The 23,670-nt window shown below is 64.7% G+C and carries 21 protein-coding genes; 2 read left to right on the top strand and 19 right to left on the bottom strand.

All coding sequences use genetic code 11. The features are described from left to right. Positions 1-38: 38 nt before the first annotated feature. From RFM41_RS28685 to RFM41_RS28660, 6 genes are all read right to left on the bottom strand, one after another. Positions 39-1,535, bottom strand: a complete 1,497-nt coding sequence (locus tag RFM41_RS28685) for a sugar ABC transporter ATP-binding protein (RefSeq protein WP_320252770.1) — start codon at positions 1,533-1,535, stop codon at positions 39-41. Next, complete coding sequence (locus tag RFM41_RS28680; protein WP_320252769.1) at positions 1,535-2,590, bottom strand: SMP-30/gluconolactonase/LRE family protein; 1,056 nt, start codon at positions 2,588-2,590, stop codon at positions 1,535-1,537. Before RFM41_RS28680 ends, RFM41_RS28685 begins: the two co-directional genes overlap by 1 nt. Continuing rightward, positions 2,587-4,710, bottom strand: a complete 2,124-nt coding sequence (locus RFM41_RS28675) for an ABC transporter permease (RefSeq protein ID WP_320252768.1) — start codon at positions 4,708-4,710, stop codon at positions 2,587-2,589. The genes RFM41_RS28680 and RFM41_RS28675 overlap by 4 nt, the downstream gene beginning before the upstream one ends. 81 nt (positions 4,711-4,791) lie before the next feature. After that, complete coding sequence (locus RFM41_RS28670) at positions 4,792-5,817, bottom strand: sugar ABC transporter substrate-binding protein (RefSeq protein ID WP_320252767.1); 1,026 nt, start codon at positions 5,815-5,817, stop codon at positions 4,792-4,794. Positions 5,818-5,905: 88 nt separating this feature from the next. After that, positions 5,906-6,892, bottom strand: coding sequence for an ABC transporter permease (locus RFM41_RS28665; RefSeq protein ID WP_320252766.1), 987 nt, complete (start codon positions 6,890-6,892; stop codon positions 5,906-5,908). A 281-nt stretch (positions 6,893-7,173) separates the two neighbouring features. Beyond that, the gene (locus tag RFM41_RS28660; protein WP_320252779.1) at positions 7,174-8,616 is read right to left on the bottom strand and encodes an MFS transporter; all 1,443 of its coding nucleotides are present in this window, start codon (positions 8,614-8,616) and stop codon (positions 7,174-7,176) included. Between the two features lie 112 nt (positions 8,617-8,728). On the opposite strand from RFM41_RS28660, the gene RFM41_RS28655 reads away from it, so the two are divergent. Next, positions 8,729-9,730: an ornithine cyclodeaminase family protein gene (locus tag RFM41_RS28655; RefSeq protein ID WP_320252765.1), complete on the top strand. Its 1,002-nt coding sequence runs from the start codon at positions 8,729-8,731 to the stop codon at positions 9,728-9,730. Continuing rightward, entirely contained in the window at positions 9,727-11,223 is a 1,497-nt protein-coding gene (locus RFM41_RS28650; protein ID WP_320252764.1) for an HAL/PAL/TAL family ammonia-lyase, read from the top strand. Before RFM41_RS28655 ends, RFM41_RS28650 begins: the two co-directional genes overlap by 4 nt. An 18-nt stretch (positions 11,224-11,241) precedes the next feature. Here the strand turns inward: RFM41_RS28650 and RFM41_RS28645 are convergent, their stop codons facing one another. The 13 genes from RFM41_RS28645 to RFM41_RS28585 form a co-directional block, all read right to left on the bottom strand. Further along, positions 11,242-12,045: a 3-methyl-2-oxobutanoate hydroxymethyltransferase gene (locus tag RFM41_RS28645; RefSeq protein ID WP_320252763.1), complete on the bottom strand. Its 804-nt coding sequence runs from the start codon at positions 12,043-12,045 to the stop codon at positions 11,242-11,244. Positions 12,046-12,072: 27 nt separating this feature from the next. Continuing rightward, the gene (locus RFM41_RS28640; protein WP_320252762.1) at positions 12,073-12,387 is read right to left on the bottom strand and encodes a MocE family 2Fe-2S type ferredoxin; all 315 of its coding nucleotides are present in this window, start codon (positions 12,385-12,387) and stop codon (positions 12,073-12,075) included. Positions 12,388-12,415: 28 nt separating this feature from the next. Then, positions 12,416-13,501, bottom strand: coding sequence for a fatty acid desaturase family protein (locus RFM41_RS28635; RefSeq protein WP_320252778.1), 1,086 nt, complete (start codon positions 13,499-13,501; stop codon positions 12,416-12,418). An 82-nt stretch (positions 13,502-13,583) separates the two neighbouring features. Next, positions 13,584-14,765 carry an aldose 1-epimerase family protein gene (locus RFM41_RS28630; protein ID WP_320252761.1) on the bottom strand — a complete coding sequence of 394 codons (1,182 nt, stop codon included), beginning with the start codon at positions 14,763-14,765 and terminating at the stop codon, positions 13,584-13,586. Between the two features lie 4 nt (positions 14,766-14,769). After that, on the bottom strand, positions 14,770-15,546 hold the full coding sequence (locus RFM41_RS28625) for an ATP-binding cassette domain-containing protein (protein ID WP_320252760.1): 777 nt from the start codon (positions 15,544-15,546) through the stop codon (positions 14,770-14,772). A gap of 2 nt (positions 15,547-15,548) precedes the next feature. After that, a complete protein-coding gene (locus tag RFM41_RS28620; protein WP_430708740.1) occupies positions 15,549-16,553 on the bottom strand; it encodes an ABC transporter permease in 1,005 nt (334 codons plus the stop codon). 62 nt (positions 16,554-16,615) lie between these two features. Then, positions 16,616-17,560, bottom strand: coding sequence for a sugar ABC transporter substrate-binding protein (locus RFM41_RS28615; RefSeq protein ID WP_320252758.1), 945 nt, complete (start codon positions 17,558-17,560; stop codon positions 16,616-16,618). A 68-nt stretch (positions 17,561-17,628) separates the two neighbouring features. Then, complete coding sequence (locus tag RFM41_RS28610; RefSeq protein WP_320252757.1) at positions 17,629-18,543, bottom strand: sugar phosphate isomerase/epimerase family protein; 915 nt, start codon at positions 18,541-18,543, stop codon at positions 17,629-17,631. A 26-nt stretch (positions 18,544-18,569) separates the two neighbouring features. Continuing rightward, entirely contained in the window at positions 18,570-19,658 is a 1,089-nt protein-coding gene (locus RFM41_RS28605; protein WP_320252756.1) for a Gfo/Idh/MocA family protein, read from the bottom strand. A 35-nt stretch (positions 19,659-19,693) separates the two neighbouring features. Next, a complete protein-coding gene (locus RFM41_RS28600; RefSeq protein WP_320252755.1) occupies positions 19,694-20,755 on the bottom strand; it encodes an ABC transporter ATP-binding protein in 1,062 nt (353 codons plus the stop codon). A gap of 3 nt (positions 20,756-20,758) precedes the next feature. Further along, positions 20,759-21,844 (bottom strand): ABC transporter ATP-binding protein, encoded by a 1,086-nt coding sequence (locus RFM41_RS28595; RefSeq protein WP_320252754.1) that lies wholly within the window; start codon positions 21,842-21,844, stop codon positions 20,759-20,761. After that, a complete protein-coding gene (locus RFM41_RS28590) occupies positions 21,841-22,797 on the bottom strand; it encodes a carbohydrate ABC transporter permease (protein WP_320252753.1) in 957 nt (318 codons plus the stop codon). Before RFM41_RS28590 ends, RFM41_RS28595 begins: the two co-directional genes overlap by 4 nt. Beyond that, positions 22,794-23,654 (bottom strand): carbohydrate ABC transporter permease, encoded by an 861-nt coding sequence (locus RFM41_RS28585; protein WP_320252752.1) that lies wholly within the window; start codon positions 23,652-23,654, stop codon positions 22,794-22,796. The genes RFM41_RS28590 and RFM41_RS28585 overlap by 4 nt, the downstream gene beginning before the upstream one ends. Positions 23,655-23,670: the final 16 nt, after the last annotated feature.

Here is a 23,670-nt window from a genome sequence, read left to right as displayed (position 1 = left end):
GGCTTCGGCCAATTGTCAAGGTGTCCACCAGCCACAGCCTAGTGAACCGCCGCGTACATAATCTTCTCTTCCGTCGCCTCCGCCGGCGAGAACTCCTCGACGATGCGGCCTTGGCGACAGACCAAGATGCGGTCGGACAGGTTCATGATTTCGGGCAAGTAGGACGAGATGACGACGACGGCGAGGCCCTCGTCGGCCAGCCGGTTGATGATCTGGTGGATCTCGGCGATGGCGCCGACATCGACGCCGCGCGTCGGCTCGTCGAAGATGACGATGCGCGGCTGCTGCACCAGCCCCTTGCCGATCACCACCTTCTGCTGGTTGCCGCCGGAGAGCTCGACCACGCGCGCATTGTCGTTGATCGCCTTGATGTTGAGCGTCTTCGTCCATTCGGCCGAAAGCTGCCGCATCTCCTGCTGGTTGATCACCCAGGCCTTTTCGCGACCCGCGGCGAGCAGCCCGCCGAACAGATTCTCGGCAATGCCCATCGTCTCGAAGATGCCTTCGCTCTTGCGGTCCTCGGTGACATAGACGATGCCGTCGGCCACCGCCTCGCTCGGCACGAGGTAGCGCACCGGCTTGTCGTCCAATTCGATCGCGCCACCGCGCAAAAAGTCGCGCTTGTAGATGCCCGACACGATCTTGAAGGTCTCGGTGCGGCCCGACCCGATCAGCCCGAACACGCCGGTGATCTGGCCCTCGAAGATCGAGAAGGAATTGTTGCGCACGATGTTGCTCATCGAGATGTCCTGCACGGACAGCACCTTCTTGCCGGCCTTGCGCAATTTCGTCTCGTCGCGCTGGCGATAGATCTGCCCCGTCAGCGAGCGCCCGACCATGGCGGCGACGATCCTGTCGCGGTCGAAGGCGAACGTATCGTCGGTGATCACCAATTCGCCATCGCGCAGGATGGTGATACGGTCGGCGATCATCAGCGCCTCTTCCAGCGCGTGGCTGATGAAGACGATCGACACGCCGCGCGCCTTCAGTCGGCGGATCAGCGCGAAGAAATGGCGTTTCTCCTCCGGCGTCAGCGTCGCGGTGGGTTCGTCGAAGATGATGATCTCGGCATTGTGGTGGACGGCGCGCGCGATCTCGACCATCTGCCGCTTGGCCGCACCCAGCGTCGCCACCATCGCGTTCGGATCGACCGGAAAATTCAGCGACTGCAGGAATTGCTGCGCAGAAATGTAGGTGCCGCGCAGCCGGTTGAGGAATTTCTCGGTGCCGAGATAAAGATTCTGCGCCACCGTCATCGACGGCACCAGGCTGGTCTCCTGGAACACCATGGCGATGCCGGCTTCCAGCGCGGCATGCGGCGAGGCGTAGGCCGTCTCGACGCCCTTGTGGAACATCTTGCCGGAAGTGGCATCGACGACGCCGGCGATGATCTTGGTCAGCGTCGACTTGCCGGCGCCGTTCTCGCCCAGCAGCGCGTGGATCTCACCCTTCCTCAGATCGAACGTGACGTTCTTTACCGCCGGCACGCCGCGATAGGCCTTGGTGACGTTTTCCAGACGGACGATCGGTTCCATCAGAAACCTCCCGAAGCAAGGTCGACGGCAAGCACGCAATCGCCGCCCCGCGAGGCGACGAACAGGCGGGCGTCCTGTTCGGCCACGCTGCAGATACCGTGGCGCGTGCCGTTGGCGCGGCTGTGCAGGCTGAACTGCGGCTGCAGGGCCCGGTCGAGCCTGACCACGAGCCCATAGGAGCGGCTGGGCGACCACGGCTTGTGGATGCCCATGGTGCGGATGCCGCCGCATTGCAGCGGCTCGAGGAAGCTGCGGTTGGAAGCCAGCGCCGGCGCGATCCAGTAGGCAGGCGGCACCTGGTCGATCATGTCCTGGCGATAATGCGTTTCCTGCAGCACGAATTCGATCAGCCGGTTGCGCGGCGCAAAGAGGGTCAGCCACGCTCCGCCGTCGCCGGCCGGCGACAGCCGCGAAGGGTAGCCCGGCAGATGCGCCAGTATCGTCGACCGGTTCCCGTTCGAGCCGTCGAAGCGGACCAGTTGGTGGCGCCAGCTCTCGCTCACCAGCACGTCGGCGCCGACCGGGTGAAGCCCATAGGGAAAGGCGATGTCGCCGGCGATATTCTGAAACCCGATGCCTCCCGGCCCGCACCGCCACAGCCCCCCGGACGCGCCCTTCTTCATCAGGTCGGCCGCCCATTGCGAAGGCAGGTGCTGTGCCGAACCATTGGCCAACCACAGCGTGCCGTCGTCCGCATAGGCAAGCGCCGTGATGCAGCGGATCTCGGCGGGCAAAGAGACTTCCTTGCCGGCGATCAGCAGTCTGCCGCTCTCCAGCCCGACCGTCAGGTCGCCCACTGGCGATAGCGCCAGCGCGGTGACGGGAGATTGAAAGGTCTCGACCACGGTCGGTTCGGAACCGGCCGCGATCGCATGGATCGCATTGCCGCTGGAGACAAGCAGCCGGCCGTCGGATACCAGCAGATTGTCCGGTTCGGTCAGCCCGGCGAAGGCAGGCAGGTCGTCCAGCCGCGTGTTGGGACGGAAGGCGCCGTCGAGCGGCGGTATGGTGACCGCCTTGCCGCGAAAGACATCCAGGATCGGATCGAGGATCATGGCTTCGCCCCCCAATAGGAAGCGGGGCTCGTCCAGTTCGGGTCCGCGCCCTCGATCTTGTAGCGACCGATGCGGTTGTTCAGGATGCCGCCGACGAACAGATAGCCCTTGTGCTCGCGCATCGAGGTCACCATCGGATGCGCATTGCCCGAAAGATCGCCGAGCGTCTCGACGATGCCGCCCTTCTCGTTGAACTTCACCACGCCGCCGGTGTTGATGTTGGGGAACAGCCATTCGTCCTGCGGCAGGCGGCGCGTCATGCGCTTGCGCATGTCGGGATGGCGCAGCGACAGGTCGAAGCTCGGCGTGCGCATGCCGAGCCAGGCCATCCAGTAATTGCCGTCGGAAGCCCGGTTGATGTTGTCGGGATAGCCAGGCATGTCGCGGATGACGCACTCGGCCGTTCCCGCCTTCGGCCCTTCCAACCAGTAGCGGTGCACACGGCAGGCCCAGCTTTCGGCGAAGAACAGCGACTTGCCGTCATGCGCCATGCACACGCCGTTGGTGTAGCGATAGCCGTCGAGCAGCGTCTTGGTCGAACCGTCCTTCGGGTCGTAGACCAGAAGGCGGCCCGTGGCCCGGTTCTCGATCGAGTCCAGCGCCCAATCATGGGCGTCGTAGCGCTTCGTGGAATCGGTAAAATAGATGCGGCCGTCGGGCGCGATGTCGCAATCGTTCGGGTCGCGCAGGCGCGCATCGTCGACGATCGAGGTCCAGGAACGCGCCGTCTCGGCCGACAGGCGTTTAACGTCCCGCTCCGGCGAGACCGAGTAGAGGCCCATGGCGCCAACACAGCTGATCAGATTGCCGTCCCGGTCGAAAGCGAGCCCCAGCGGAAAGCCGCCGATATGGGCAAAGACCTCGGAGCGCTTGTAGTCAGGTGCGAAGAAGCGGACGATCTCGCCGTGGCGGGTGCCGCAATAAAGATGGTCGTCGCGGTCGAGAATGACGTCCTCGGGTCCTTCCAGCTCGCCCAACCCGATATGGTCCGCGGCCGAGAGCCGGTTGTCGAGCTCGTAGGACGTGCCGGAGCCGGGCGCTGCCGATTGCGTCTCGCCCATCTTGAGATAGACCGGCGCGACATAGACCTCGTTCAGCACCTTGTGACGGTTCTTCAGCCAGCGGATATCGATGGTGACGGCGACAGCCAAGAGGATGCCGAGCACCATCTGGTTGGTGCCGGTGCCGTAGCCCAGCCGGATCAGGCCGTTGGTCATGGTGAGCACGATGACGGCGCCCATCAGTCCCTTGACCACCGAGCCGCGCCCGCCGCCCAGGCTGACGCCGCCGACCACCGCCGCTGTCAGCGCCATGATCTCGAGATTGAGGCCCGTGCCCGGCCCGGCCCCGCTCAACCGGCAGGCGATGAGGAAGCCGCCGATCGAGGCGCAGAAGCCGGAAAAGACATAGGTCATGAACACGGTGCGGCGCACGCGGATGCCGGCATTGTGCGCCGAGCGCCGTGAGCCGCCGACCGCCAGAACATGCCAGCCCGGACGTGAGCGCGTCAGCGCGATATGCGTGACGATGGCAAGGATGATCGCCAGCCAGACGGAGACCGACAGGCCCCAGAAGGTGCCGTCGCCGATGAAGTCGAGCACATCGGAGGAGGCCTGGGAAAGCTGCACGTCGGCGGCATAGGTGGTGACGAGGATATCGAACAGCGCCCGCCCGAAGATGAAGGTGACCAGCGTGGTGAGGAAGGCGCGCAGCCTGAGATACCCGACCAGGTAGCCGTTGATGGCGCCGAAGACGAGCCCGGCCGCGAGTGCAGCAGCCAACGCCAGCCAGATCGACTGGTCGAGGATGAAGAAGACGTAGACGGCGGAGAAGCAGGACAGCGCGAAGATCGAGCCGACCGAAAGATCGATGCCGCCACCCAGCATCACCACCGTCATGCCGATGACGACCAGGGAGAACTCGCCGAGCTGGCGGGTCGATTCCTGCAGCGAGGTGAGCTTGAAGAAGCCCGGAATGATCGAGCCGAACACGCCGAGCGTCGCCACCAGCGCCAGGAAAGGTATGGCGTTGTCGGTCCAGCGTTTGGTCAGGATCTCGCCGACCAGATGGTCGGGCACGAGATTGTAGCGCCAGGCCTGGAGGCGTTCACGAAAGGTCATCGGCTGCTGCTGCCATTGAAACGGGAAAGAGGTGGCCGGAACGATCCGGCCACCCCGTGGGATGCTCTTGGGCTGCGCGGCTTATTTCGCCGCCGCTTCGGCCTGCAGCGCCTTCAGGTCCCAGCAACTGTCGGGCTTGAGGTCGGCCTTGGTCGTCGCCTTCTCCAGCGTGTAGATGTAGGTGTGCGAGGTGCCGGCCGGCTGGCCGCTCTGCAGCAGGAACTTGATGATGGCGTTCATGTCGCCCGACTGGCGGGCAAGGTCGGTCATCACCACAGCGCCGTAGGTGCCGTCTTGCAGCTTGTCGCAATCGGCTGCCTTCTCGCCGCCGCCGGTGGTGACCAGGAACACCTTGCCGTCGAGCTTGGCGTCGCGGATCGCGGCCGAGGCGCCGGTGGCGTCGCCGTCCCAGAAGTCGATGATCGAGCAGATATCCGGATGCTGCTGCAGCATCGTCGTCGTCACGTTGCGCGAGGTGGTCGCGTCCCAGTTCGAGTCGGGCTTTGCCACCACCTGGAAGTCGGGATGCTTCTCAAGCACCTTCATGATGCCGGCATACTGGTAGAGGCTCGACGAGTTCGCCTGGTCGCCCTGCACCAGCCCGATCTTCTTGGACGAATTCTCGCCGCAGCCCTTGATCGCGGCTTCGGCCTCGAGCTGTCCGAGCCTGTCCCAGTCGCTGCCGACGAAGGCATCGGCCGGGAAGTTGGCCGGATTGTCGACCAGCATCACATAGGTGCCGGCGGCCTGCGCCTTCTTCATCAGCTTGGAATAGGAGTTGAGGTCGGGTGCATGGATGATCAGAACGTCGGGCCGCGTGTCCGAAGCGATGGCGTCGGTGATCGCCTGCGCGCCGGCATCCACCACCCAGTTCGGATCGCGGGTCTCGAACGTGCCGCCCCAGGCCTCGACTTCCTTCTTCAGATAATGCGCCCAGCCCTGCGCCAGGTCGAAGCCCATCGCCAGAGGCACCAGCATGACGCGCTTGCCGTTGAGCGATTTGGCATAGGCGGCGGGGCCCGGATCGTCGGCGGCCATGCTCGGCGCCACGAAGGCGGTAACGGCGAGCGCCGTGGCGGCGGCCATCAATGTTCTGATTAGTTTCATGTCACGTCCTCTGGTTCGGTTTTCATTGCCGGGTGATCGTCGCGATCGCTCCGGGTACCCCCAGAGCAGATGGGCCAGCCCATCTGCTCTAAATGTCGCCTTGCTGCGCGGTCTGCTCGTCGCGCGGATTGATGATGCCGTCGACGATGATGGCGCCTAACAGGATCGCCGCCTTGATCAGGTTCTGGTAGAGCAGCGGAATGTCGATGATGGTCATGGCGTTGAGCAGGATGCCGATCAGCGCCGCCCCCACCAGCACGTTGCGCACCCCGCCCCTGCCGCCCGAAAGACCGATGCCGCCGATCACCGCCACCAGCACGATGTCGTAGAGCAGCGTCGAGTTGACGATGCGGGTGTTGATCGAATGCAGGCTGGCCGCCGTCAAAAGCCCGGCGATCAGCGCCACGACAGCCGAGAGCACGTAGCGCAGCACCAGCATGGGCCGCACCGGAACGCCTATGTTGCGGGCGGCGACCGGATTGTCGCCGGCGAAATAGATGAAGCGGCCCCATTTGGTATAGCGCAGAAACAGGAAGACCAGGAAGGCCAGCCCGGCGAAGACGAACACCTCGACCGGAATGTCGAGGAAGCGGACGCCGCCGAGCAGCTCGACCCAGTGCCCCCCGGGCACCGGCACGGCATCCTGCGTGATCAGTTGCGAGCGCACATAGCCGAACACGAAGGAGCCGGTGGCCAAGGTCACGAAGATCGCCGGCACGTCGGCATAGGCGACGAGGAAGCCGTTGAGCAGGCCGATGGCTAAAACGCCCGCCAATACATAGACAAAGGCGAGCCCGCCCGAGGTTCCGGTGTTGAGCAGTTGCAGGTACCAGGCGACCGACATCGCCATGATCGCCACGGCCGACAGGTCGATGCCGCGGCCGATGATGACGACCGCCATGCCGAGCGCCAGAATGCCAAGCACCGAGACGGAGCGGACGATGGCGACCAGATTGTCGGCGGTCAGAAACCCGGGCAGGCCGAGCGCAGCGGCGGCGAACAAAAGGATGGCGATGGCAAAGACGATGCCTTCCTGATTAAGGCGCCTCCAGTTCGGCCGGCCGATCGCATTCATCGCTTATGTCTTTCGCCCCGATGGCCAGGCCTTGCCGGCCTCCATCCCGCGCGAAAGCTAATCGGCTCAACAGCGGCTCGTCAAATGAATCCGCGTTCAATAACCGCGCCTGTCCGACTATTTTCCAAGTGGACGCATCGATTGCCGCAACTGGCGCAATAGCCGGAAACTCTTGCGCTTTTTGGCGGCTCGTTGCCGCGATCGCACGACGCGCGGAAGAACCCGTTCGAGCGCAGCAGGACCGGCGCAATTTGAGTCCGCAAAATGCGCCCGGCGCAACGTCAACTGTTCGTCGAATGGCCTGAAACCTCGGCGCCGGCATTGGCCGGCAGGACCAGGAAGCGCATTGCCGCGGCGAGACCTACCAGGCCGATCACGGCAAAGGTGATTCTGAAATCGAGAAGGTCGGGCTCGGCTTCGCCCCTGATGATTTGCGACAGGTTGAGGATTGCCGCGGCGATCGCCACGCCGAACAGCATCGCTATCTGCTGCAGCATGCTGGAGAGCGTCGCGGCCGAGCTCCGCTGCCGCGCGCCGATATCGGCGAAGGCAAGCGTGTTCAGCGCGGTGAACTGCATCGAGCGCGACAGACCCGCGACCAGCATCAGGGCAACGGTCAGCGCCAGCGGCGTCTGGGGCGAGATCGCCCCACAGGCCATGATCGCCAGCGAGGCGATCGCCCCGTTCACCACCATCACGGCGCGGAAGCCGAAACGCCTGAGCGTCGGCGTCGTCACGGTCTTCATGCCGAGATTGCCGAGGAAATAGGCCAGCACCAACAGGCCGGCATCGACTGGGCGCAGGCCGAAGCCGACCTGGAACAGCAGCGGTAGCAGGAAAGGCGTGGCGTTGATCGCGACGCGGAAGACCGTGCCCGCGGCAAGCGTCGAGATCGCGAAGGTCAGCACCTTGAAGGCTGAAAGGTCGAGCAGCGGATGCCGGGCCTGCAGGAGATGGCGAACGGCGGACCAGCCGATCACGATACCAATGCCGATGGAGCCTATTGTCGGCAGCAAGCTGTCCCCGGGATGCGCCAAGCGTTCGAGACCATAAAGCATCACGGCAAGGCCGAGCGAGGTGAGGAAAAAGCCCGGCCAATCGAATGGCTTCGCCTCGGAATCGCGGTCGCCCGGCACGAAGCGGGCGACCAGCGCAAGTCCGGTCAGCCCCAGCGGAGCGTTGATGAAGAAGTTCCAATGCCAGGAGAGATAGGTGGTGATGAAGCCGCCCAGCACCGGCCCGATTACCGGCGCGAACAGCGCCGGCCAGGTGATCAGCGCCGTGGCGTTGAGCAGTTCCGACTTCTCGGCGTTGCGCAGCACCAGGATGCGGCCCACCGGCGTCATCAGCGCGCTGCCGAGCCCCTGCACGATGCGGGCGGCGACGAACGCGGTCAGGCTCTGCGAAAAGCCGCAGGCGATCGAAGCTAGCGTGAACAGCGCGATCGCCACGAGGAAGATGGTGCGTGCGCCGAAGCGGTCGGCAAGCCAGGCCGACAGCGGCACGAACACCGCCATGGTCAGCATATAGGCGGTGATGCCGATGCTCATCGCCACCGCCGGCACGCCGAAGGACTGCCCCATCTGCGGCAGCGACGTCGAGATGATCGTGGAGTCCAGCAGCTGCATGAAGAAGGCGACCGCCACGATCAGCGCGACGCGCCGGGACTGCCGCGCGGAATGTGTCGACTGGGACACGGCCTCGTTGTCGGGAATGCTGGTCATGACGCGCTGGTTGAACAGCATAAGCCTGGCCCAGTCCAGTGCTTATCCAACAAACTTCCGTGCCGCCGTTTCGCCTGTTATGGATGAGCTCAGGGGTGGCCGAGGAAAATGCATGAAGCCCATCTATATCAACTACCTCAATGCCCTTGACATCGAAGCTTTAGCCATGACCGACGCCGAGATCATCGGCGCCGTCGAAGCCGGACTTGTCGCCCAAGGTAACGGCCAGACGGTGATCGAGCCGCGCGTCCATCTCGAGCCGGATCCCTCCTTCCACGGCCACTTCAACGTCCTGCGCGGCTATGTGGCGCCGCTCGACGCTGCCGGCGTGAAGATCGTCGGCGACTATGTCGACAACTACATGCACGGCCTGCCGTCGGAATTCGGCATCCTCAATCTTTTCGATCCGCGCACCGGCACGCCGCGCGCCATCCTCGACGCCACCGTCATCACCGACATGCGCACCGGCGCCGTCACCGCCATCGGCGCCAAGCATCTGGCGAAGAAGTCGTCCAGGGTGCTCGGCCATATCGGCGCGCGCGGCACCGCCTACTGGAATGTGCGCCTGCTCGACCATCTCTTCGATTTCGACGAGATCCGCGTCCATTCGCGCCGGCCCGAGAGCCGCGATAGCTTTGTCGCGAGGCTGGCGGCCGACCTCGGCAAACCGGTCATGGCCGTGGCTGACTGGAAAAGCTGCGTGGAAGGCGCGGACATCGTCGTCGAAGCCTCGCGGCTGCCGGAACCACAGCCGCTGCTCAAGACCGAATGGATCAAGCGTGGCGCGCTGGTGGTGCCCTACGGCACGATGAGCGCGGTTGAGCTGTCGCTCACCGACATCATGCAGAAGATCGTCGTCGACGACTGGGGCCAGTGCAAGGGCGGCAAGTTCGGCTCGCTGCGCGCCCATGTTGAGACGGGACGGCTGAGCGAGGCAACGCTGCACGCCGAGCTCGGCCAGATCGCCGCCGGCCTCAAGCCAGGCCGGCAAAGCGATGGCGAGACGATCCTGTTCTGGCATCGCGGCCTCTCGCTCTCCGACATCGCGCTCGGCAAGGCCATGCTCGCCAAGGCCGGCGAAAACGGCATTGGCCAGAGGCTGCGCTTCGCATGAGCCCGCTCGTTCTCACCGGCGCCGGTGTCAGCATCGAGGATGTGGTTGCCGCCGCGCGCAACGCCTGCAAGGTCGAGGTCATGCCGGCCGTCCTCGAAAAGCTCGACAAGGCTCGCCAGGTCCTCGATGCCGCCGCGGCCGGCGGGCAACAGATCTACGGGCTGAACAGGGGCCTCGGCGCCAATCTCGTCACCGCGGTAGAAGGCGACGCGAGCGCCTTCCAGCGCCAGCTGATCGAAGGCCGCAGCGCCGCTGTCGGCGAGGCCCTGCCCGTGCCGGCGGTACGGGCGGCGATGTTTGCCCGCCTTGCGATGCTCGCCGCCGGCGGCTCGGGCCTGTCACCGCGCGTGTTCACGGCGCTGGTCGAGGCGCTCAATGCCGGCGTGCATCCCGTGATGCCGTCGCTGGGCTCGATCGGCGCCGGCGATCTTCTGCTGATGGCGGCGATCGCCCGTGTGCTGATCGGCGATGGCGAGGCCGAATACCAGGGCCGCCGCATGCCCGCCGCCAAGGCGCTGATGATGGCGCGGCTTGCGCCCGTCGCCCTCTCGCCGAAGGACGGCCTTTCGCTGATCAATGCCTCGGCGGTTTCCACCGGGAACGGAGCGCTGGCGCTAGCCGATGCGCTGTCGGCGCTCGACCAGCAGCAGCAGGCCGGCGCGCTGACGATGGAAGGCATCGGCGCCAACCGCACCATCCTCGATCCGCGCCAGCATCAGGCGCGCCCGGGCGCCTGCCAGCAGCTTGCGGCGAAGGCCCTGCGCGACTTGCTGGCGCGCGATGAAGCGCCGGCGCCGACCACCATCCAGGACCCGCTGTCGATCCGCTGCATGCCCTCGATTCACGGTGCGCTGATCCAGGCGATCGACCATGCCAGGCTTGCCGTCGAGATCGAGCTCAACGCCGCAGCCGACAATCCGCTGGTGCTTGCCGAGGACGAGCTGGTCATGTCGACCGGCAACTTCCACACCGCGTCGCTGTCGCTTGCCTTCGAGACGCTTGGCCTGGCGATCGCGCAGTGCGCGGCGGCTTCGGCCGCCCGCTTCGTCCAGCTCACCGGCTCGACCCGCCACGGCCTGCCGAAATATCTGTCGCCTGTCGGCGGCGCCTCGGCGGGCTTCGTGCCGCTGCAGAAGACCGTGACGGCGATCCTGGCCGCGATCCGCCACAAGGCCAATCCGGTGATGCTCGATTTCCTGCCTGTCTCCGAAGGCGTCGAGGATCACGCCACGCAGACGCCGCTCGCCGTCGCCAAATGCGCGGAGATGATCGTGCTGTGGCGGCGGCTGATCGCCTTCGAGCTGATGGCGGCGGCGCAGGCCGTCGATTTGCGCGAAGGCACAACGCTCGCGCCGGCCACCGGCGCAATCCACGCGGCCGTGCGCTCGCATGTGGCGACGCTCAAGGAAGACAGACCGCTCGGCATTGATGCCGAAGCGCTTTACGCCGCTCTCGTCAGCGGAATCTGGCAAGGCCCTCCGGCGACCGGCTGAAGCTTTTCGACTCTTGGTTCAGGGCTTTGCGCCCACCTTCTTCATGAAGAGGGTGAGCTCACCCGGATCCATGTGCACGATGTGCCTGTCTTCCGGATAGGCGCCGCTGTTGACGTCGGCGACATATTCGGAGAACGCCGCGATGCGCTCCTGCTGCAGCCGGTCATACTCGGCGGCGAAATTGCGGTAGACTTTCGAGTGGCGCGGCATGTGACCACGATTGGTGCCGAGGATATCCTCGGCGAACAGATATTGCGCGTCGCAGCCCGTGCCCGCGCCCATCGACAGCATGATCAGCGAGGTGCGCTCGGAGATGGCCTTGGCCACCTCCACCGGCACCACCTCGATCTCGGCGCCGATCGCGCCGGCGGCCTCCAACTGCTTGACCGCCTCGAACACCTGCATGGCGGTGTCAGCTGTCTTGCCGACCGCCTTGAACCCACCGGTCCAGGTCGCGCGGGAAGGAATGAGGCCTACGTGACCAATCACCGGGATGGCGTCGTCGGCCATGCGCTTGATCGTGGCGTAGCCGGCGCTGCAATAGACGGCGTCGGCGCCGGCCTTGTAGAGCCGGAACGACCAGCGCACGAAATCGTCTGTAGTGCCGATCTCGAAGAAATTGTCGCCCGGCATGGTGAAGAGGCTGGGCGCGGCATCGCGATATTGCGGGTTGAGCACCAGCTCCGGCGGCACCGAGACGATGTCGATGCCGGCCCGCTCGGCGGCCTCCGCCTCCTCCAGCGTCAGCACACGCAGCATGGTCAATTGCCGCTTGCCTTTCATGGCGCGCAGATCGGCAACGGTCGGTCTCTTTCGGCTCATTGGTGCATCCTGTTTGTCTGGCGGCTTTCAGCCGATATCGATCATCACCTTACCGGCCTCGACCTTGACCGGATAGGTCTTGAGGTTGACGCAGACCGGCGCGCCCTTGGCCTGGCCGGTCTTGTAGTTGAAGCGGCCATTGTGCTTGGGGCATTCGATGATGTCGTCCATCACGAGCCCGTCCGCGAGATGCGCCTTTTCATGCGTGCAGAAGCCGTCTGTCGCGAAGAAGGCGTCGTCCGGCGAGCGGTAGATCGCGAAGGTGCGGCCGCCATGATCGAAGCGGATCACATCCTCCTCGTCCACGTCATCGACCGCGCATGCTTCGACCCACTCAGCCATCGTCTGCCTCCAATTTCCCGTGCGGCGCCTATTCGGCCGCTGCAGCCGCTATGTCGAGATCGTGGAACTCGCCGCGATAGGGCTTCGCCGTCGCCGGCAATTCGCGCTTGAGATAGTAGTCCTCGTATTTCAGTTGCCTGAGCAGCACCGGCCAGACCTCGCGATAGGCGTGCCACATCGACGGGTTCGCCACCGGCAGATCGTGCTTGATCAGCTCATGCAGCTTCGGCAGCGCGTGATAGGGCACCATAGGGAACATGTGGTGCTCCACATGGTAGTTCATGTTCCAGTAGATGAACCGGCTGATCGGGTTCATGTAGACGGTGCGGGTGTTCAGCCGATGGTCGGTGACGTTGTCGGCCAGCCCGATATGCTGCAACAGCCCCGTCAGCACCATGTGCCAGGTGCCGTAGAGGCGCGGCACGCCGATCAGCACCAGCGGTATCCATGATTTAAGCGCGATCGCTATAGCGATCGTCGCGGCGTAGACGACCATATGCCAGCGCGCCGCGGTCACCGCCTTGTGCTGCTCCATCTCCGGTATGTAGCTCTTCTCGTCGTCCGACAATGTGCCAAAGGCCTGGCGCACCAGCGTCGGCAGCGAATAGCGGAAGTCGAGGATGCCGGTGAAGGCCAAAGCCGCCTTGATGAGGTCCGGCGGCCGCATCACCGCGATCTCGGCGTCGCGGCCGACGATGATGGTGTCGGTGTGGTGGCGCGCATGGCTCCAGCGCCACTGCACCGGATTGCGCATCAGCATGAACGAGGCGATGTGATAGACGACATCGTTCATCCAGCGCGTGCGGAACGCCGTGCCGTGGCCGCATTCGTGCCAGCGCGAGTCGCTCGACGAGCCATAGAGCACGCCATAAACGAACAGGAACGGCACGACCCACCACGTGCCCCAGAACCAGACGATGCCGGCGGCCGAGCCCAGGATCGCAACGATCCAAATGATGGTGTCGCGGATCGCCGGCCCGTCGGAGCGCTGCATCAACTCCTTCATGGTCTTGCGCGCCACGTCGGTGTGATACCACTCAGCCGAGGCAAGTCCGGTCTCGATCGCCTTACGTGTGCTTTCGCCGACAAGGCTGTAGTCGCGCTTTTTCGCCATCGTCAAATCGGCCTCCAATCTTCACACAACGCTGGCAATCCGGTCCCCCGGCCGGAGGGCTTGCTATGGATAAATGTCACGCTCATGCCCTGCCCGCCAGTTTTGGGAACTCGCCGGAGGGCTGAGGATAATCCTGCTCCGGCTGGCGGGCGATGGCCGCGATCCGTCGTTCCGCATCGGCGACCGCATCCTTGCCGTCGAGGACCCGGAACACCGCGTCATAGGCGCGGGTCTCGCCGTGCTCAAGCCAGATCATCTCGCCACGCTCGCGCGCGGCAAGATTGCCGAGCACATGGTGCGTCGAGGGCTCGATGCCAAGCGCGTACTGCCCGGCCTGGAAATTCTGCCACTCGTAACAGCAAGGCAACTGGTCCTTGCGGGTGACGACCTCGAAGCCGAGGCCGAGACGGTCGTTGACGACGGCGACCGGCGCCTCGCCCTTGCCATCGGTGCCCAACTCATGCTGCCAGACCTGTTCGCTGAAGCCGAGTTGTGGCTTAGGCACCGTGCGGTAACCGACCTTCTGCGCCTCGTAGCGCTCGCCTTCATGCGCGGCCCATACCACGTCGCGGATCGGCGCCAGGTAGCGCGAGCCTTCGTCGAGCAGCGGATGCCCGACATTGACGTGGTAGAAATACATATGCGGCGTGCGGCGGAACCCGTGGTTGACGACGCGGTCCGATAGCCGGATCTCGCTGCCGCCGACATCGGCCTCGATGCGGCGGATGAGATGCAGATCCTCGCCGAACACGCTTGCCTGCTGGACGACGCCTTCCGCCCACAAAACGCAGCGGTCGCCGTCCCAGCTTTCACCATAGCCGGTGAGCCGCGCCGGGATGGTGCTGATGCGCCCGTGCAGCGAATGCGTCACCGTCTTGCGTCCGGGATAATTGTAGTTTTCGGCCGGCACCTCGTTGCGGCCGAGAATATGGTCGAGACCGCAGGTGACCAGCAGCCCGGAAAAGGACCGGCCCCAGGCGAAGCCGTCCTCGCCTTCATAGTCGTGCAGGCCCGGGTTGCGGAAACCGCTCGGCGAATGCCAGCCGATCGCCTGGCCCTTGTACTCGCAATCGGCGATGTCGAGCGCACGATCGACGAGCGCGGTGAAGCGCAGGCCCGAGCCGGTGCGGAACTCGAGCATGCGGATGCCGCGCTCGACCCCGTCGCCCAGCGTCATCAGTCGCACGCCGGCAAACTGCGACAGCATGCCGGAGCGTTCGGCGACCTGCCGGCGCGAAAGCGTCTGTCCAAAGAGCTTCACCATGCCGTCACTGCGCCCTTTTCATCAGGGCCGACAGATCGGCGCCGGTTATCAGGCTCTCCACGGTCAGGAGGTCGGTGTCGGCGACCGTCTGCTCGGCGACGATCTCGCCGCGGCGCATGACGATGATGCGATCGGCGACCTCGAAGACATGGTGGATATTGTGGGTGATCAAGAGCACCGAATGCCCGGCCGCCCGCATCTCTTTCACGAAGCGCAGCACGCCATGCGTTTCCTCGACGCCGAGATTGTTGGTCGGCTCGTCGAGGATGATCACCTTGGCGGCGAACTGCATGGCGCGCGAGATCGCGATCGACTGCCGCTCGCCGCCGGACAGCGTCGAGACCAAGGCATCGGCGTCGAGTTTCTTCGAGATGCCGACGCGCTTCAGCAGCGCCGAGGCGGCATCGCGCAGCCTGGCGAGGTCGAGCGGCGCGAACACCCCGAGCCATTTGAGATTGACCGGCTCGCGGCCGAGGAACAGGTTTCGCGCGATGCTGAGGTCGGGCGCCAGCGAAGTGTCCTGGTGGATGGTCTCGATGCCGAGGTCCATCGCCTCGCGCGTGGTGCGGATCGAGACCTTCTCGCCGCGCACATAGATATCGCCACGATCGATCGGGAAGACGCCGGAAATCGCCTTGATCAGCGTCGACTTGCCGGCGCCGTTGTCGCCGAGCAGCGCCACCACCTCGCCCTCCTTGAGCGTCAGCGAGGCATTCTTCAGCGCGCGCACGCTGCCGAAGGATTTCTGTAAGTTCTGCAACCGAAGCACTTCCTGCATCATCGTCAGCTCCTTGCGGCGTTTTTCTGCAGCAGCGCGTGCAGGATGAGCATGGCGAGGATGATGACCCCGACGAAGATGTTGTAGGCGAGGCCTGGCACGCCGACGAGCACGATGCCGTTGCGGATCGCGCGCAGCATCAGTGCGCCGACAATGGTGCCGAGGATCGTGCCGCGCCCGCCGGTAAGCGCCGTGCCGCCGACCACGACCATGGCGATCACCTCCAGCTCATAGCCGGTTCCCGCGACAGGCGAGGCCGCCGAGATGCGGAAGGCGCTGATCATGCCGGCGAGCCCGGCGAGCACCGAGGTCAGGATGAACAGCCAGATCTTGACCGCGTCGGCCGGCACGCCGCGCGCCACCGCCGCGTTGCGGTTGGAGCCGATGGCGCTGATCCAGTTGCCGAGCTTGGCGTAGCGCAGGATGTAGACCGCGAGCAGCGACAGCCCGATGAACCACCAGAGCGAGGTGTAGAAGCGAAACGCGCCGATGTTGAAGCTGCCGGCCAGCAGCGTGACGAAGAAGCCCGGCTGGTCCCAGGACTTCAGCGGAAAGCCCTGCGTGATGTAGAGCGCCGCACCCCGCACGATCAAAAGCATCGACAGTGTCACCAGGAAGGACGAGATGCCGATCTTGGTGACGATCACGCCGTTGATCGCGCCGATCGCAATGCACAGCACAAGTCCGGCCAGCAGCGCCACGCCGATATCGACCCCGGCATTCTGCACCAGCAGCATCACCACCACCGGGGCGAGGCCGAACACCGCACCGACCGACAGGTCGAATTCGCCGGCAGTCAAAAGCAGTGTCATGCCGAGCGCAATGATGCCGAGTTCCGGCAGGAATGCCATCATGTTGGAGATGTTGAGCGGCGACAGGAAATTTCCGTCGGCAACCGCGAACACCACCAGGAGCACGACGAGGATGACGAAGGAGGAGAATTGCGGTGAGCGCATGAGGCTCGACCTGCCTTTCGCGCGCCCGGCACCGTCTTCCGCTGTAACTGCCATAACTTGCTGAACCATGCTTTTCTGCATGGCGCCCGCCACTCAAGCGGCGGGCGCCGATTTCCTTACTTCTTGTCGTAGAGCTTCAGGATCGGCTCGACGCTGGAGGCCTCATAGAGGCCGAAGGTGTGGATGTCGTAGCCGATCGGCTCGCCCGAAGCGGCGAGCCCGAGCAGCGCGACCGGCATGAAGCCTTGCGCCGAGGGATATTGCCAGGCGGCGGCGTTGACGAAGCCATCCTTGACCGCCTGGGCCGTCTCCTTCGAATTGCCCCAGCCGACGACCGGGATCTTGCCGGCCGGAATGCCGGCGCCGTCGAACACCCGCTTGACGCTGGCCGCCACGGAATCGCCCAGCGCGATGATCGCCGGCGGATTGTTGGCGACCATATAGTCGGTCATCTTGGCGATGATGCCGGCCGGATCTGTGCCGCAATCGACCACGTCATATTTGATGCCGAGCGGATCGAAGACGCCGGCGATGCCCTCGGTTTCGAGCTGCTGGTAGCTCGCGCCGGGAACCTCGACCGGCAGGAACACCTTGTCGCCCTGCTTCACCATCTTGTGGTCGACGAGATATTTCGCCCAGATGGCGCCGGCTTCCTTGAGGTCGGCGCCGACATAGGCCTGACGTCCGGTCGCCGGATCGTCCGTGTTGAAGAACACGATCGGAATGCCGGCCGCCTTCGCCGCCTTCACCTCCTCGGTCCACAATCCAGGCTGCGCCGAAGTCGTGGCGATGCCGTCCGGCTTGGCCGCGAGCGCCGAGTTGAAAGCCTCTTTCTGCGCCGCCATGTCGCCGCCGCTGAAGGAGATCTTGCAGGTCACCTTGAGCTGGTCGCAGGCCTTGGTCGCGCCGGCATTCCAGTCGATCCAGAACGCGTCCGACGGGCCGCCATGCGACAGAAGGTAGAACGTCTTCTGGCCGTCCGCGGCCTGCGCCGCCGAGCAGAAGGCAACGCCCGCGAACACGGCCGCCGCGGCCGCCAGTTTCAATCCGAATTTCAACATCTCGTTTCCTCCACTCCCTATCTTGCGAATGCGGGTGCCGCGCCGGAGCGGGCGGCGCCCTGCGACCCTCAGAGGCCGTTGGCGCGCAGCTTCCCGTCGAGGAATTTCTTGGCGCGCGGCACGTCGTCTTCCGACAGATGCTCGATGATCATCGGGATGTTGGGATGCTTCTCGGCGAGGCGCTTGAGGTAGAGGTCGTAGTTCAGCGAGCCGAGGCCCGGCGCCGGCAATTCGATCTCGCCGACACCGCGGAAGGTGTGGCTTTCCATCGCGTCGGCATCGCCGATATCGGCGTGCTTTTCCGACTTGTCGTCGCCCGAGCGCTTGACGTCCTTGGCATGAGCAATCTTGATCTTGTCGGTCAGCGTGTCGAAGACCTGGTTCAGGATCTGGTCCATGCGGTCGATGTTGTGGGTCTCGAAATAGTTGGTTGGGTCCATCAGCAGGCCGAGACCGGGATGGTCGACCTGCGCGAACATCTTCACCGTCTCCTCGACCGAGCCGACGACGTTGTTGACGTAGGTTTCGAGCAGGAACACCGCGCCGTGGTCGTAAGCCGTCTGCGCAAGGTCGGCGATCACCTTGCGGCACTCTTCGAAACCTTCCTCGGTCTTGTTCTTCGGGTGATGCACCCAGTCGGACTCGGTGTTGTAGGTGCCGGTCTCCGAGATCACGTAAGGCGAGCCGAAATGGCGCGCGTTGCGGATGATCTCCTTGAGATAGCCGACGCGCTTCTCGCGCTCCGCCTTGTCGGGATGGATGATGTTCGTGTAGCCCGACACGCAGCAGATCGGCAGGTTGTGGTCGCGGAAGGTGTCGCGCACCTTCTTCGCCTTGTCCTTGGTGATCTGGCCGGCGGACAGATCGATATCCTTGAAGTGCAGGTCGAGCTGCACCGTGTTGAAGCCGAGACCGCGTATCTTCTTCGCCGTCTCCTCGAGGCCGTACGGGAAATAGCCCGTGAAAATGCCTGCCTGCATCATGATGTGAATTCCTCCTTGTAAGTGATTCAGTTTGTCGGGATTTCGGAGAGCTTGACCGTGCGGCCCGCCGCCATCGAGCGATAGCCTGCCTCGACCAGCGCCATGGTCTTGACGTTGTCGGCAACGGAGAGCGCCGGCGGCGTGCCGGTCTTCACCGCGTGCTGCAGCTGCTCCATGACGCCGATGAAGGCATGCGGGAACCACATCGTCTCCCAGCTCGGGCTAACCCATTGGCCGCCGGTCGTCTCGGCGGAGGCGTAGGTCAGCGTCGAGGCAGCACCGGTCGGCCAGCCGATCGTGCCCTTGGCGACGCCCTTGGTGCCGTCGACGCGCCAGTTGATATGCTGGTCGTCCTTGTAGCCCTCCTGGCGGGGACCGGACCAGACGTCCTCCAGTGAAACGGCAAGCACACCTGACGGGAAGCGCAGCGTCGACACGGTGATGCCGTCGGAATGGTCGAACTGGGTGCGCGGGTCCTTGCGCGTCAGCGTCGTAATCTCGTCCGGATCGCCGAACAGGAAGCGCAGCACGTCGAGATGATGCACGCTCATATTGGCGAGCGTCAGCCGGTCGTAGTCCTGAAGGAAGGTCTGCCAGTGCGGGATCGCATGCATGTCGATCTGCGCGAAGACGATGTCGCCGAGCGCGCCGCTGTCGATGATCTGCTTGAGCACGCGCATCGACTGGTCGTAACGCATGTTCTGGTTGACCGAGAGGATCTTGCCGGATTTGGCCGCCTCGTCGCGCAGCTTGACGGCTTCCTCGACCGACAGCGCCAGCGGCTTCTGCGCCAGGATAGCCTTGATGTGCTTCTGCTTCAGCGCGTGGCGGATCAGCGCCGGCTGCTGGTCCGGCGGAAAGGCCAGGTCGATGATGTCGACATTGGTATCCTCGATCAGCTGTTCCGGCGTGTCGTGAACGGTCGGGATGCCCCAGCGGGTGGCGACCTTCTCAGCATTCGCCTTGGTGCGCGAGGCGATCGCCACCACCGGAAAGCCTGCTTCCTTGTAGGCCGCCAGGTGGCACTCAGCCATGATCATGCCGGCGCCGACGCAACCGATCCGGTAATCCCTGGTGCGAACCTTGACGTCCGGCTCGAAGCTTTTTCCAGCCATCTCTTCCTCCCGAAATTTTGTCCATACGGCCGCCGTCACAGCGCGTCTCCGTCCTGGCCGAAATAATGCACGCGACCCGGCTCGCAGGATATCGCCACCATCGCATCCGGCCTGATGTCAGGCTGGCCGCGTAGCAGCGCCCTGAGCCGCACCTGCCCGGCTTCTAAAGTCACGACGGTGTAGCCGCCGAGCGGCTCGACCTCGAACACCCGCGCCGGACGAACTTCCGCCGTCTCATTGTCCGACCAGGGTCGGACCTTTATGTCCTCTGGTCTGAGCCCGATCTCGATCGCCTCGGCCGGCGCTTTGGCATCGGCAACGCGGATTGTCCCTTCCGCCGCCTCGACACCGCCGGCGCCGCGCACCGACGGCAGGATGTTCATCATCGGCGAGCCGAGCATGCGCGCCACATAGGCGCTCGCCGGCCGGTCGTAGATTTCCGCAGGCGCGCCGATCTGCCGGATCCGGCCGTTTTCGAGGATGGCCATACGGTCGGCGACAGACATCGCCTCCTCCTGGTCATGCGTGACATAGATCAGCGTCTTGCCGAGCTCGCGCTGGATGCGCTTCAATTCGACGCGCGTCTCCTCGCGCAGCCTGGCATCGAGCGCCGAGATCGGATCGTCCATCAGATAGGCAGCCGGGTCGCGCACCAGGGCGCGCGCGATTGCCACGCGCTGCCGCTCGCCGCCGGAAAGCTGCGCCGGCGGTTTGTGCAGGATGTGGCCGATGTGAAGTTTTTGCGCGACGTCGGCGAGCCGCTTCCCGATCTCGGCTTCGGCCACCTTCCGCTCGACCAGCGGGAAGCGGACATTGTCGCGCGCGCTCATGTGGGAGAACAGCGCGAGGTTCTGGAACACCATGGCGACATTGCGCTCGGCCGGCGAGACGCTGTTGACCGGCTTGCCGCCGATCAGGATCTCGCCCTCGTCCGGCACTTCCAGCCCAAGCACCAGGCGCAGGATCGTCGACTTGCCGGACAGCGGCGGCCCGAAGAAGCAGAAGAACTCGTTGTCGTTGACGGCGAAGGAGGCATCGTCGACGGCAAGTGTGTTGCCGTAGCGCTTCGTGACGTTGCGAAAGATGATGTCGGCCATGGCTCAGCCCGCCTTCACTGCAAGGCCGGTGGCGGCATCGAAGACGCGCACCGACGAGGCCGGCGGCGCGAAGACCGCCGTCTGCCCGACGGACAGCCCGACATCGTTCTCGAACACCGCCTTCACCGCGCTCTCGCCTTCGCCGAGATGGACGATGGTGCGCGCGCCGATCCGCTCGACGAAGCTCACCGGCATCGAGAGCCCGCGTTCGGCAAGCGTCACCTGCTCGGGCCGGAAACCATAGAGCACCTCGCCGCGCACCGCTCTCACGGCCGAAGCGAGTTCATCCGGCAAGGGCGGCGTGACGCCGAGCGGCCCGAGATCGATGACCAGCCCGCGATCGCTTGTCCCCGGCCTGCCCTTCAGCAGGTTCATGCCCGGCGCGCCGATGAAGCGGGCGACGAAGACATTGGCCGGGTTGTTGTAGACCTCGAGCGGCGTGCCGACCTGCTGCAGCACGCCGTGATCCATCACCGCGATGCGGTCGGCCATGGTCATGGCCTCGAGCTGGTCGTGTGTGACATAGACCATGGTCTGCCTGAACTGGCGTTGCAGCTGCTTGAGCTCGGTGCGCATCACCGCGCGGAAGGCGGCATCGACATTGGAGAGCGGCTCGTCGAGCAGGAAGATCGCCGGCTCCATGATCGCCGAACGGCCGATCGCCACGCGCTGCAGGATGTTGACGGAGAGCCGGTCCGCCTTGCGGTCGAGCAGCGGCGAAAGCTGCAGCATCTCGGCAATGGCGCCGACCCGGCGGTCGATCTCTGCCTTGGCGGCGCCGCGCATCCTCGGACCGTAGGCGAGGTTCTGCCGCACGGTCATATGGGTGAAGATCGCGTAGTTCTGGAAGACGAAGCCGACGCCGCGCCGTCCCATCGGCACGCCGGCCATGTCGCGCTCGCCGAACAGGATCTTGCCGCTGGTCGGCTCCTCCATGCCGGCGATCATGTTCATCGTCGTCGACTTGCCGCAGCCGGAAGGCCCCAGCAGCGCCATGAACTCGCCGTCGGCGATTTCGAGGTCCATCGTCTTCAGCGCGGCGAAGTCGCCGAACTTCTTGACCAGGTTCTGGAGGTGGATCGCGCTCATGCCGGCACCTCCCGGCCCTTCGCCATGCGCTTCATGGCGTAGACCGCGACGATCGAAAGCACGATCAGGATGGCTAAAGCGATGGCCGCCACATAGCCCCAGATCAGGTCCTGGGTGGTGACCTTGTAGATGTAGACGGAGATCGTCTCGGTGGCGACGCCGGGGCCGCCGCCGGTCATGATGTAGAGCGTGTCGAAGATCTTGAAGTTCTCGATCACCCTTATCGCCAAGGCGATGATGATGATCGTCTTCATCTTCGGCAGCACGATCGTGGTGAAGCGCTGCCAGGCATTGGCACCGAGCAGCGTCGCCGCCTTCATCTGGTCCTCCGGCACGCCGACCAGGCCGGCGAGCAGGATGAGGAACATCAGCGGCGTCCACTGCCAGATGTCGGCGATCATGACGGCGATCAGCGCCAGGGTCGGATCCGACAGCCAGGCGATGGTGACCGGCGCGCCGACGATGCGCGACAGAATGTCGTTCACCGGGCCGCCCGACTGGAACAGCATGAAGAACATGTAGCCGGCGACCGCGGGCACGACCATCATCGGCATCAAGAGAATCGAATAGAAGATGCGCTTGCCGGGAAAGTCGTCGGCAAACAGCGTCGCCAGCGCGAGACCCAGCAGGAACTCCGCCGGCACGCAGACCAGCATGACGATCGCGGTGCGCTGCAAGGCGCTCCAGAAGCGGCTGTCGGCCACGAGGTCCGTGTAGTTGGCAAAGCTGTTCCACATCTCCCAGGCGTTCCACCAACCGACGCCCGAAAGCGGCGACCAGTCGGTGACGCTGATGTAGAGCTGCATCAAGAGCGGAAAGGCCGAGATGAACAGGACCAGAATCTGGGCCGGCAGCGTCAGGCGGAAGCCCAGCCGCGCGCCCTCGTCAGGCGTGGCGGGCTTTGTCCGCGCGCCCATCTTGTCCTCCGAAACCGTCGCTGTCACCGCGCTCATTGCTTGAGCGCTCCGAAGGTCAGCCCGCGCACAAGGTGGCGCTGGATGGCGATGCCCATGATCACCGGCGGCACCGCCGCGATCAGGCCGAGCGCGGCCTTGGCGCCATAGAGCTGCCCGGTCATCGAGGAGGACAGCGACGCCATGTACACGGGGATAGTCACCCATTCGCGGGTGGTGAGCAGCAGCGCGATCAGATAGTCGGACCAGTTGAGGATGAAGACGAAGAGCGCCGCGCTCGCCAGCGGCGCGCGCATCATCGGCAGCGTGATGCGGGTGAAGACGCGCAACCGCGAGCAGCCCTCGACAAGCGCCGCCTCCTCGATCTCGCGCGGCATGTCGTCGAAGAAGGTCTTCATCAGCCAGAAGGCGAAGGGCAGCGTGACGATGCCGTAGATCAGCGCCAGCCCCCACCATGTGTCGTTGAGGTTGAGGAACGCCCACATGATCATCACCGGGATCATCACCGCCATCGGCGGAAACAGCCTGAGCTGGATCAGCGCCAGCGGCAGGTTCTGGCCGGAGCCGAAGCGTGACAGGCCGTAGGCCGCGGCGGTGCCCGCCGACATGGCGATCACCGTCCCGAACACCGCCGAAAGCAGCGACGACAGGATCGGCTTCACCGCCGTGTGGTCGAGCGCGACGATCAGGTCGTTGGTCGAATGGCCGAACACGAACTGGAAATTGGCGAGCGTCGGATGCCTTGGCCACCATGTCAGGTCGGCGCCCGTCGCCGACCATTCGCCGATCGGCTTGAACGCCATCGACACCATCCACAGGATCGGCACCAGCGTCACCGCCATCGCCGCGAGGATGGCGGCGTAGCGGAAGATCTCGAAAGGAACGGAACGCTTCATCTGGCTGCTTTGCTGG

Origin of the sequence: Mesorhizobium vachelliae, from assembly GCF_033977325.1 — a bacterium.
GTDB lineage: Bacteria > Pseudomonadota > Alphaproteobacteria > Rhizobiales > Rhizobiaceae > Mesorhizobium > Mesorhizobium vachelliae.
Note: the sequence above shows the minus strand (reverse complement) of the source record. Positions and strands in the feature narration are given on the sequence as shown.

Coding starts and splice junctions, on each gene's coding strand:
- RFM41_RS28685 (WP_320252770.1), bottom strand. CDS start 1,535: ATGGAACCGATCGTCCGTCTGGAAAACGTCACCAAGGCCTATCGCGGC.
- RFM41_RS28680 (WP_320252769.1), bottom strand. CDS start 2,590: ATGATCCTCGATCCGATCCTGGATGTCTTTCGCGGCAAGGCGGTCACC.
- RFM41_RS28675 (WP_320252768.1), bottom strand. CDS start 4,710: ATGACCTTTCGTGAACGCCTCCAGGCCTGGCGCTACAATCTCGTGCCC.
- RFM41_RS28670 (WP_320252767.1), bottom strand. CDS start 5,817: ATGAAACTAATCAGAACATTGATGGCCGCCGCCACGGCGCTCGCCGTT.
- RFM41_RS28665 (WP_320252766.1), bottom strand. CDS start 6,892: ATGAATGCGATCGGCCGGCCGAACTGGAGGCGCCTTAATCAGGAAGGC.
- RFM41_RS28660 (WP_320252779.1), bottom strand. CDS start 8,616: ATGACCAGCATTCCCGACAACGAGGCCGTGTCCCAGTCGACACATTCC.
- RFM41_RS28655 (WP_320252765.1), top strand. CDS start 8,729: ATGAAGCCCATCTATATCAACTACCTCAATGCCCTTGACATCGAAGCT.
- RFM41_RS28650 (WP_320252764.1), top strand. CDS start 9,727: ATGAGCCCGCTCGTTCTCACCGGCGCCGGTGTCAGCATCGAGGATGTG.
- RFM41_RS28645 (WP_320252763.1), bottom strand. CDS start 12,045: ATGAGCCGAAAGAGACCGACCGTTGCCGATCTGCGCGCCATGAAAGGC.
- RFM41_RS28640 (WP_320252762.1), bottom strand. CDS start 12,387: ATGGCTGAGTGGGTCGAAGCATGCGCGGTCGATGACGTGGACGAGGAG.
- RFM41_RS28635 (WP_320252778.1), bottom strand. CDS start 13,501: ATGGCGAAAAAGCGCGACTACAGCCTTGTCGGCGAAAGCACACGTAAG.
- RFM41_RS28630 (WP_320252761.1), bottom strand. CDS start 14,765: ATGGTGAAGCTCTTTGGACAGACGCTTTCGCGCCGGCAGGTCGCCGAA.
- RFM41_RS28625 (WP_320252760.1), bottom strand. CDS start 15,546: ATGATGCAGGAAGTGCTTCGGTTGCAGAACTTACAGAAATCCTTCGGC.
- RFM41_RS28620 (WP_430708740.1), bottom strand. CDS start 16,553: ATGGCAGTTACAGCGGAAGACGGTGCCGGGCGCGCGAAAGGCAGGTCG.
- RFM41_RS28615 (WP_320252758.1), bottom strand. CDS start 17,560: ATGTTGAAATTCGGATTGAAACTGGCGGCCGCGGCGGCCGTGTTCGCG.
- RFM41_RS28610 (WP_320252757.1), bottom strand. CDS start 18,543: ATGATGCAGGCAGGCATTTTCACGGGCTATTTCCCGTACGGCCTCGAG.
- RFM41_RS28605 (WP_320252756.1), bottom strand. CDS start 19,658: ATGGCTGGAAAAAGCTTCGAGCCGGACGTCAAGGTTCGCACCAGGGAT.
- RFM41_RS28600 (WP_320252755.1), bottom strand. CDS start 20,755: ATGGCCGACATCATCTTTCGCAACGTCACGAAGCGCTACGGCAACACA.
- RFM41_RS28595 (WP_320252754.1), bottom strand. CDS start 21,844: ATGAGCGCGATCCACCTCCAGAACCTGGTCAAGAAGTTCGGCGACTTC.
- RFM41_RS28590 (WP_320252753.1), bottom strand. CDS start 22,797: ATGAGCGCGGTGACAGCGACGGTTTCGGAGGACAAGATGGGCGCGCGG.
- RFM41_RS28585 (WP_320252752.1), bottom strand. CDS start 23,654: ATGAAGCGTTCCGTTCCTTTCGAGATCTTCCGCTACGCCGCCATCCTC.